Raw genomic sequence first — 9702 nt, forward strand, 5'->3', positions numbered from 1 at the left:
TGGTTATATGATTAGAATTGCAGTCGATGGTATGGGTGGCGATAACGCTCCAAAAGAGATTGTTTTAGGATCAATTGAAGCCATTAAAAAATTTGATAATGTACATATTACAATTTTTGGTGATAAAGAAAAAATGGCACCATATTTAATTGAGCATGAAAGACTTACTGTTGTTCATACAGATAAGTATTTTGACATGGGTGTTCATGATATTGGCCGAGATACATTAAGGAAAGATAAAGATACATCGATGATTATGTCATTAGATTATGTCAAAGAAGGACATGCTGATGCAATTGTTTCTGCTGGACCAACTCAAGCTTTAATTTTTTCATCATTCTTCACAATTAAACCAATGAAAGAAATGAGAAGGGTTGCAATAGCTCCTTTTATTCCTGCGATTCATGGTGAACCAACGATTTTACTTGATGCAGGTGGAAATGTAGAAGCAAAATCTGAGCATTTAGTTGATTTTGCTGTATTTGCATCTGTTGTTTTAAAAGAAGTTTATGGCGTTCAAAAACCAATGGTGGGATTGATTAATATTGGAACTGAAGAATCTAAAGGTAGACCGTTAGATGTTGAAGCATATGAAATGTTAAAGAGTCACCCAAATATTAATTTTTACGGAAACCTTGAACCAAAAGAAATACTTGATTCTAAATGTCATGTATTACTTTCGGATGGATTCACTGCGAATATTGTTATGAAGACAATGGAAGGTACTGCTAAAGCTTTAGGAAATGTTTTAAAACGTGAAATTAAGAAAGGTTTCTTTTCTAAACTTGCAGCAGGTTTATTTTTAAGAAAAGCATTAACAAACTTTAAAAAATCATTATCTGCAGATGAAGTTGGAGGAGCAATGATTGCTGGGCTTCAAAAACCAGTTATAAAAGCTCACGGATCATCAAATGCTTATGCTTTTTACCATGCAATTAGACAAGCTAAAACCATGGTTGAAAAAGATGTTATTAATCAAGTGAAAGAAGTGTTAGGCAGTGAAAATAAATGAATTATTTAAAAAAATAGGTATTGAACCTAAAAATGTTGATCTATACTTACAAGCATTAACACATTCGTCTTATGCGCATGAAAATAAGACGAATGATTATGAACGTTTAGAGTTTTTAGGTGATGCAGTGATCCAAATTATCATTAGTACATATATGTTTAAAAATGATGATTGGGATCAAGGTACACTCACCAAAAAACGTGCTCAAGCAGTTCGTGAAGAAGCCTTATTTTTATTTGCAGATAAAATTGATTTAGCATCCTATATGTTATTAGGCAATGGCGAACAAGATGCTAAGCAAAGTATGATTGCTGATGCTTATGAAGCACTTTATGCTGCAATTTATTTAGATTTAGGTATTGAAAAATGTTTTGAAGTTTTTGAACGTATCACATTACCGTATTTACCATTAGTTGAAAATTTAAAAGATTATAAAACAAAACTTCAAGAATTAATTCAAGTTGAAAGAAAAAGTTTAGTTTATAAAACATATCGCACTGGTGGGCCATCTCATCGTCCGATATTTAAATCTGAAGTATTATTAGAAGGCGAAATTAAACTTGGTTCGGGAACAGGTCATAGTACAAAAGAAGCTGAACAAAATGCAGCGAAAGAAGCTTTATCAAAAGTGGTTGAGGACGATCAAAATGATTAAAAAGTTATATGAAGAACATTTTTTAGAAATTGATTCACTACTTACCAAAGAATCAAAACGTCTAAAATTATCACCAAATGAATTAGTTGTCTTAAAAACATTATTTCAAATGTATAAAAAGAAGACTTTTTCAGTGACTCAAATTGCTAAAAAGATTGAACTAACTGTTGAAGAAATATCTAAAGCGTTAGATAAATTAACTTCAAAAGGGTTTGTCACATTAGCATTAGAAACAAGAAATGATAAACAGGTTGAAGTGTTTGATTTAACAGGTACTTTTGATAAGATAACTGCACTTTATTTAGAAGATATTAAAGAAGAAAAACAGCAAAAATATGATTCTCAAATTGCAACAGTCATCGAAATGATTGAACATGCACAAGGTAAAACACTTTCTCCTTTTGAATTAGAAACAGTTAAAAGTTGGTACTATGAAAAAGAGTTTGAGCATGAACTTATTGTTTCAAAAATTCATGAGCACGGAGAATCAGGACGATTTGGTGTAAAGTTTTTAGAGCGTATTCTTACACAATCAAAACTTAAACAAGGTGATCGTGATGAAAAAACTCAAAAAGCATTAGACGAAATATTTAAGGCGATTAAATGAACGAAAACGTTAAGATACTATTTATCAATTATCTTGATGAATTATTCCCAAATGCTAAAGCAGAATTAAATTTTTCAAATAATTTTGAGTTACTCATCGCAGTTGTTTTATCGGCTCAAACAACAGATGTTTCTGTTAATAAAGTTACCCCCAAGTTATTTAAAAAATATCCAACGCCATTTGATTTATCTAAAGCAGATGTTAATGAAGTTGAAACGATTATTAATTCAATTGGTTTATATCGAAATAAATCTAAAAATATTATTGAGTTATCAAAAATACTTGTTGAAAAATATAATGGAGAAATACCAAATCATAGAGAAGCTTTAGAATCATTACCAGGTGTAGGAAGAAAAACAACCAACGTTGTATTATCTAATGCATTTGATGTACCAGCATTTGCTGTTGATACCCATGTTGAGCGAATATCCAAGCGTTTAGGCATCGCATTAGAAAATGACTCGGTATTGACTGTTGAAGAAAAATTGATGGCACTTTTCCCAAGACAACTTTGGAAAAAATTACACCATCAACTTATATTTTTTGGTCGTTATCATTGCACATCTAAAAAACCTAAATGTGAAACATGTAAAATGAAAGATTTTTGTCCATTTTTTCAAGCGTTAAATGAAAAAAGATGTTAGTTTAATCTAACATCTTTTAATTTTACTCAGATCCTAATTTTTCTTTTCTTTCTTCAAATTCTTCTTTAGTGATTAATCCTTTTTTATATAGATTTTCTAGTTCTATGAATTTAGAATTTGAATAAATGATTTCTTTAACTTCTACAATCTTGTCTCGATTAAGAACTAAGAAGATAACAGCTAAGTAAAGAATAGCCTGTGTAATGACACCAATTATCAGTCTAATGATTGAAAGTAATGATGTATTTGTAACAATAATTCCACCAATCAAGAACATTATTAATGAAATAGATAATAACATACTTACGAAAACAGTTGTAAATTTTTGATCAAAGCGTTTTTGAATAAAGTGTAATAAAGTAAATAATACACCCAATACTAATCCAATATGTGCAATTAATAAACCGATCGTAAAGAATATTTCTTGTTCAAGTGTAAATTCCATATTGTATAAATAATTTGATATGTTGAGAGAATATATGATGTTTATGCCACCATAGATTAATAATAATGTCATGACAATAGATTCAAAGCTTTTAAACTGTGTAATTAATAAAAATGCAGCAACGAAGAAAAATATTGTATCAAATTGATATGCGATGGATATCATTAGACCCGTTGTTGTATTTTGTATAACGAATGAAACAATTTGAAATAGTAACAAACCTATACCTATAACTAACAAACTAAGTGAATATTGTTTTTTCATAACCTTCCCCTTCTTTGTAAACAATATGTTTCTTAACATTATCATATCAAAAATTGATAATTAATTCAATTTTATGTATAAAGATTTGATACAATAAGGTAGAAGGTGTTTATTATGATTGGTGTTATTGATTTAGGGTCAAATACGATACGTTTAGTGATTTATGATACGTATCTTAATAAATTTAAAACTATCCATACTGTTCATGACACACTTAAATTATCGATGTATTTAGATAGTCTAGGAAATTTAAGTGATGAGGGTATAAAGTTATTAGAGAAAACATTAGTTAAGTTTCAAAGGGTTGCATTAGAATATCCACTTGATTCATTTTATATACTTGCAACAGCTGTTATAAGAAATGCCAATAATCAGGATGAAATTTGTCAATATTTTGAAAAGTTAGGTCTTTATATTACAGTTTTAAGTAGTTATGAAGAAGCATATTTAGGTTATATAGGTGTTAAAGAAGTATATAAAGTAAGAAATGGCTTGGTTATCGACATAGGCGGTGGATCAACAGAAATTTCATATATAAAAAATCATGATTTTATTGAAACATTATCGATGCCATATGGGGCTTTAAATTTAAGTTTGATGTATGAAAATCATATGCCTAACAAGGAAGATATCGACAAGATGAATCAAATGATTCATGAGCAACTCATTCAATTAAAAAAACAACCGATAGATAATATTTATGGGGTTGGGGGAACAATAAAAATTATTAAAAAACTAACAAGAGAATACATTAGAAAAAATGTTGACTATTTAATTATTAATGACATAAAAAAAATAAAACAAGTAATATTAGAAAATCAGGAATTTAGAAAAAAATTATATTTAGAGCATCAAGATCGTGTCGAAATGTTATTACCAGCAATATACCTTATTGAAGCGATTTTTAATTATTTTGATGCAAAAAGATTGTATGTAAGTCGAACAGGTTTTAGAGAAGGATTTATGAGAACATTAGTAAAAAAAGGTAAGTGTTGATGCACTTACCTTTTTTGTTAGACTTTTTTAAGTTTGAATTGATTATCTTCTAAATACATTTCATATGGTGTTCCTATATCGATATGATTGTTAATCATTTCGTTTGCAATAAAGGTTTCAATGTAACGTTGAATATATCGTTTAAGAGGACGAGCACCAAATTCCTCGTTAAATCCTTCTTTAATGAGATGTTTTAAAATATCTTCATTAAATGTAATGTTGATATTTTGCTTAGAAAGTTTTTCTTTTAAATCATTAAGCATTTTTTCACCAATTTTAACTTGTACTTTAAAGCCAAGAGAATTGAAGATAATGACTTCATCAATACGGTTTAAGAATTCAGGTTTAAATGTTTTTCTAACTAAGTCATTAATTTTTTCATGTGCATCGGTTAATCCTTGAAGTAAGAACTCAGAACCTAAATTTGATGTCATAATTATGACTGTATTTTTGAAATCAACGGTTCGACCTTGACCATCTGTTAAGTGTCCTTCATCAAGAACTTGAAGAAGCACATTAAATATTTCAGGATGAGCCTTTTCGATTTCATCAAAAAGAACAATTGAGTATGGTTGTCGACGAATACGTTCGGTTAATTGACCGCCTTCTTCATATCCAACATATCCAGGAGGAGAACCGATTAAACGAGCGACACTATGAGATTCCATATATTCACTCATATCAATACGAATCATATGAGTTTCATCATCAAACAATTGATCAGCTAGACTTTTTGCAACCTCAGTTTTACCTACACCAGTAGGACCTAGGAATAAGAATGAACCAATTGGCCTGTTTGGATCTTTAATCCCAGCACGTTGACGAATGATTGCATCAGATATTAATTTAAGTGCATGATCTTGACCGATGACACGTTTTTTAAGATTATCTTCTAAATGTCTTAATTTTTCGATATCACCACTTACAAGTTTTGTAACTGGAATATGTGTCCATTTAGAAACAATTTCAGCGATAGATTCATCGGTTACAACTTCAGTTAAAAGTTTTCTTTCGTGATCTTTTTCAGATAATGTAGCAATTTCTTTTTCAAGTGTTGGAATTTTTGAATATTGTAATTCAGCTGCTAGTTGATAATTTCCATCGTTATATGCTGTTGTAAGTTGGTTTTTTAATTTTTCAAGTTGTTCTTTCTTTTCTTTAATTGAAATGATTTGTTGTTTTTCTTTTTCCCATTGACTCTTTAAATCGGATTCAATTTTCTTTAAATCCTTAATTTCTTGTTCAACTTTTAATAGACGTTCTTTGGATAATTGATCTGTTTCTTTAGATAAAGCAGAACGTTCAATTTCAAGTTGCATCAATTTACGCATTGCATCATCAAGTTCTACAGGCATTGAGTCAATTTCCATACGGATAGAAGCACACGCTTCATCAATTAAGTCAATCGCTTTATCTGGTAAGAAACGATCTGTAATATATCGTTTTGATAAAGTTGCCGCTGCAACAATCGCATTATCAGAAATTCTAACACCGTGATGTGCTTCAAAACGGTCTTTTAATCCACGAAGAATAGAAATTGAATCTTCAACTGTAGGTTCAGTGACTAATATTTTTTGGAAACGTCTTTCTAAAGCTGAATCTTTTTCAATGTATTGTCGATATTCATTTAATGTTGTTGCACCTATACAATGTAATTCACCACGTGCAAGCATTGGTTTGAGCATGTTTGATGCATCCATGGCACCCTCTGCACGACCCGCACCAACAATAGTATGTAATTCATCGATGAAAAGAATAATCTTTCCATTTGATTCTTTTACACGATTTAGAACAGCCTTTAAGCGCTCTTCAAATTCACCTCTAAATTTAGCACCTGCAACAAGTTGGGCTAAATCAAGTTCATAAATGACTTTATCCTGAAGTGTTAAAGGAACGTCCTTTTCAACAATTCTTCTTGCTAAACCTTCGACAATTGCAGTTTTACCTACACCAGGTTCACCGATTAAAACTGGGTTATTTTTAGTTTTTCGAGATAAAATCTTAATGATTCGACGAATTTCTTCATCTCGTCCTATAACAGGATCAATTTTTCCCTCACGTACTGCATTAACTATGTTTCGTCCAAATTTATCAAGTAAATTAGGATCTTTAGAATAGTCTTCCATCATGTTAAATTGCATAGATTAACACCCCTTTCTGTAAGTTCGTTTATATTATAGTACGTTAAATTGGCACTGTCAATTAAAGAGTGCTAATTTTTTTTATTGAGTGCAATAAAATTGAAAAATTTGTGTTTTTTTATATAATAAAGTGCAGAGATTTTTGTAGAAGGAAAGATAAATATGAACTTAAATTATAGAGTATTGTTGTTTTATAAATATGTACCAATTGAAAATCCTGAAGAAGTAGCAAAAGAACACTTAGATTTTTGTAAAAATCTGGGTGTTTTAGGTCGTATTATTATTTCAAAAGAAGGTATTAACGGAACTTTATCAGGAACTATTGAACAAACAGATGCATACATGAATCATATGAATCAATCTAAATATTTTAAAGATATTTTTTATAAGATTGATATGGTTGAAGGACATGCATTTAAAAAAATACATGTAAAAGTTAAAAAAGAATTAGTGAATTTATCATTAGAAGATGATGTAAATCCACTTGAACTTACAGGAAACTACTTAAAACCAAAAGAGTGGATGAACTATTTAAACGATCCAGAAGTGGTTGTAATAGATGCAAGAAATGACTATGAATATGATTTAGGTCATTTTAGAGGTGCTATCAGACCAAGTATCAAAGCTTTTAGAGAGTTACCAAAATGGATTAAAGAAAATAAAGAAATTTTAGAAGGCAAAAAGATTTTAACTTACTGTACTGGTGGTGTACGATGCGAGAAGTTTTCGGGATGGCTTAAAAAAGAAGGGTATGAAGATGTTAACCAATTGGAAGGTGGCATTCATACTTATGGTAGAGATCCTGAAACACAAGGACGTTTCTGGGATGGTAAGATGTATGTATTTGATGAACGTATAGCTGTTGAAATTAATAAAGTCGATAAAAATGTAGTAGGTAAAGATTATTTTACAGGTGAACCATGTGAAAGATATATTAATTGTGGTAATCCTGAATGCAATCGTCAGATGCTTGTTTCAGAAGAAAATGAAGAAAAATATATGGGGTCTTGTTGTGATGAATGTAGACTTCATCCAAGGAATCGCTGGGTATTAAATAAAGGGTTAACAAAAAATGATGTTTTAAAACGTAATGCCGAATTATCTTTAAACATAGTATAATAATACTAAAGAAATTATTGGGGAGAAGAAATGATAAAAGTATTATTTGTATGTTTGGGTAATATTTGTCGATCACCGATGGCAGAAGGTATATTTAAATTTTATGCTGAGCAAAAAGGAGTAGCCAATCAATTTCTTTTTGAATCTCGTGCTATCTCAAGATGGGAAGAAGGTAATCCACCTCATCCGGGAACAATGAATATTTTAAAAAGATATCCTGTTGACATGAATCAAAAAAAATCAAAAATGATTGATGAAATTGACTTTATTAAGTTTGACTACATTATTGGTATGGATGAAACACACATAAATTTTTTAAAAAGATTTAACGATGGAGAATTTAAGCATAAGGTTTATAAGTTTCATAAAAAAGATGTGGAAGATCCTTACTATACAAATCGGTTTGAAGATACACATCAAATGATTTTAAATCAAGTTGAATATTGGTTTGATCGATGGTTAAAAAAAATAATAGATGTATAAAATAGATGGTGTAATCTATATGCCTATCAATTAGGTGGTGGTAGTACACCATCTTTTTTATAGGCATTTATAACACTTTAAATAAAAGTAGACCCACCTTATAATAAAAGTTAGTCATAACTACTACAAGGAGGTCTACATGTATGATAATATCATAAAAATATATAACTTAGAATCTATAAAGAACAAAATAGAGTCTATCACAACAGTAAAGTTAAATGATCAACTAACTTTACATCTGAGATTAAAGAAGCCAATCATGACGTGTCCCGTTTGTCAAACAACTCCAATGTATTTTCACGGCTATAGATTAAAACAAATTATTCATAGTGTTTCAATTGAACATAAAGTACTCATAGCATATCAATCAAGACGTTATAAATGTAAGCTATGTTGTAAAGTCATCAGTGAATCAAATCCGTTTAACCAATCATATGAACGCATGAGTTTAAACACCAAACTATCTATCTTAAATCACTTAAAAGATATCCATCATAACTTCGCTGATACAGCAAAGTTATTTAATGTATCTAGTCAAAGTATGATTAATATATTTGATAAGCACATCGATACCCACCCTAGAAAATTAGGCGAAGCTATCAAACAAATTAGAATCAAAATTCAAAGAAAATATGATCAGGATAGTTTGAGACTTGAGTATAATGACATGTATTATTACATGTTAAAAAAATTTCATTACTTCTTCGTAAAAGACTATGAAAATATTTATGATGGCAAAATACGGGTATCTAAAATGAAGAGTTACTGGCATAAATCTGAAATATTAAGTTATTTATTGAAAATTGATGATTCACTAACTAAGGCTTACAGATTAAAGGAAGCCTATCGTGTATTTAATCTAACAGCAAGTTTCAATGACTGTGATGAGCGCCTTGATGAATTGATTACTGAATTTAGAAACAGTGAGTTTGAAATATATAGAACATTTGGTCAAACACTAAATACTTGGAGAGATAGTATCAAAAATTCATTTATAAGAATCGATGGCCGTAGGATATCTAATGGCCCCATTGAATCTATCAACAATAAGATCAAAACAATCATTAAAAACTCAAATGGTATCAGATATTTTTACAGGTTTAGAAATAAAGTACTGTATTCAATTAATAAGGATGTTCCAATTACCAATAAGTAAATAAAAAGTGTTTATGACAAAAGAAAAGACGCAATTTCTGCGTCATTTTGTTGTACACCACCTATTTTATAGGTTGTTTTTACACCATCTTTTTGATAGCACTATTTGGGTTTTACACCATCTATTTTATAGAGCCAAAATAATTAAAGGTTTTCGATTTTACACGAAAACTTTTTTCAT

At 29.8% G+C, this 9702-nt stretch carries 10 protein-coding genes; 8 read left to right on the top strand and 2 right to left on the bottom strand.

The window, feature by feature from the left end; genetic code table 11:
• Nucleotides 1-7: 7 nt before the first annotated feature.
• From plsX to nth, 4 genes are read left to right on the top strand one after another with little or no spacing between them, the layout of a single operon-like run.
• Nucleotides 8-1012, top strand: coding sequence for a phosphate acyltransferase PlsX (plsX, locus tag T434_RS0102075; protein ID WP_162150624.1), 1005 nt, complete (start codon nt 8-10; stop codon nt 1010-1012).
• On the top strand, nt 999-1667 hold the full coding sequence (gene rnc / locus T434_RS0102080; protein ID WP_026399687.1) for a ribonuclease III: 669 nt from the start codon (nt 999-1001) through the stop codon (nt 1665-1667). The genes plsX and rnc overlap by 14 nt, the downstream gene beginning before the upstream one ends.
• Nucleotides 1660-2274 (top strand): DnaD domain protein, encoded by a 615-nt coding sequence (locus tag T434_RS06595; protein ID WP_035358114.1) that lies wholly within the window; start codon nt 1660-1662, stop codon nt 2272-2274. Before rnc ends, T434_RS06595 begins: the two co-directional genes overlap by 8 nt.
• Complete coding sequence (gene nth / locus T434_RS0102090) at nt 2271-2918, top strand: endonuclease III (RefSeq protein WP_026399688.1); 648 nt, start codon at nt 2271-2273, stop codon at nt 2916-2918. The genes T434_RS06595 and nth overlap by 4 nt, the downstream gene beginning before the upstream one ends.
• 22 nt (nt 2919-2940) lie before the next feature.
• Here the strand turns inward: nth and T434_RS0102095 are convergent, their stop codons facing one another.
• A complete protein-coding gene (locus T434_RS0102095; protein WP_026399689.1) occupies nt 2941-3627 on the bottom strand; it encodes an SHOCT domain-containing protein in 687 nt (228 codons plus the stop codon).
• 114 nt (nt 3628-3741) lie between these two features.
• Between T434_RS0102095 and T434_RS0102100 the strand changes: the two genes are divergently transcribed.
• Nucleotides 3742-4623 carry a Ppx/GppA phosphatase family protein gene (locus tag T434_RS0102100; protein WP_162150625.1) on the top strand — a complete coding sequence of 294 codons (882 nt, stop codon included), beginning with the start codon at nt 3742-3744 and terminating at the stop codon, nt 4621-4623.
• 17 nt (nt 4624-4640) lie between these two features.
• Here T434_RS0102100 and T434_RS06600 read toward each other — a convergent pair whose 3' ends face one another.
• Entirely contained in the window at nt 4641-6764 is a 2124-nt protein-coding gene (locus tag T434_RS06600) for an ATP-dependent Clp protease ATP-binding subunit (RefSeq protein ID WP_051614326.1), read from the bottom strand.
• A gap of 162 nt (nt 6765-6926) precedes the next feature.
• On the opposite strand from T434_RS06600, the gene trhO reads away from it, so the two are divergent.
• The 3 genes from trhO to T434_RS07405 all read left to right on the top strand — a co-directional run bounded on the left by trhO (nt 6927) and on the right by T434_RS07405 (nt 9522).
• A complete protein-coding gene (trhO, locus tag T434_RS0102110; RefSeq protein ID WP_026399691.1) occupies nt 6927-7883 on the top strand; it encodes an oxygen-dependent tRNA uridine(34) hydroxylase TrhO in 957 nt (318 codons plus the stop codon).
• 30 nt (nt 7884-7913) lie between these two features.
• Entirely contained in the window at nt 7914-8366 is a 453-nt protein-coding gene (locus tag T434_RS0102115) for a low molecular weight protein-tyrosine-phosphatase (RefSeq protein ID WP_026399692.1), read from the top strand.
• Nucleotides 8367-8505: 139 nt separating this feature from the next.
• The gene (locus T434_RS07405; RefSeq protein ID WP_026399693.1) at nt 8506-9522 is read left to right on the top strand and encodes a transposase; all 1017 of its coding nucleotides are present in this window, start codon (nt 8506-8508) and stop codon (nt 9520-9522) included.
• The last annotated feature ends 180 nt before the right edge of the window (nt 9523-9702 follow it).

It is taken from the genome of Acholeplasma equifetale ATCC 29724, from assembly GCF_000687735.1.
Taxonomy (GTDB): Bacteria; Bacillota_I; Bacilli_A; order Acholeplasmatales; family Acholeplasmataceae; genus Acholeplasma; species Acholeplasma equifetale.

Coding starts and splice junctions, on each gene's coding strand:
- T434_RS0102115 (WP_026399692.1), top strand. CDS start 7,914: ATGATAAAAGTATTATTTGTATGTTTGGGTAATATTTGTCGATCACCG.
- nth (WP_026399688.1), top strand. CDS start 2,271: ATGAACGAAAACGTTAAGATACTATTTATCAATTATCTTGATGAATTA.
- T434_RS07405 (WP_026399693.1), top strand. CDS start 8,506: ATGTATGATAATATCATAAAAATATATAACTTAGAATCTATAAAGAAC.
- trhO (WP_026399691.1), top strand. CDS start 6,927: ATGAACTTAAATTATAGAGTATTGTTGTTTTATAAATATGTACCAATT.
- T434_RS0102100 (WP_162150625.1), top strand. CDS start 3,742: ATGATTGGTGTTATTGATTTAGGGTCAAATACGATACGTTTAGTGATT.
- T434_RS06600 (WP_051614326.1), bottom strand. CDS start 6,764: ATGCAATTTAACATGATGGAAGACTATTCTAAAGATCCTAATTTACTT.
- plsX (WP_162150624.1), top strand. CDS start 8: ATGATTAGAATTGCAGTCGATGGTATGGGTGGCGATAACGCTCCAAAA.
- T434_RS0102095 (WP_026399689.1), bottom strand. CDS start 3,627: ATGAAAAAACAATATTCACTTAGTTTGTTAGTTATAGGTATAGGTTTG.
- T434_RS06595 (WP_035358114.1), top strand. CDS start 1,660: ATGATTAAAAAGTTATATGAAGAACATTTTTTAGAAATTGATTCACTA.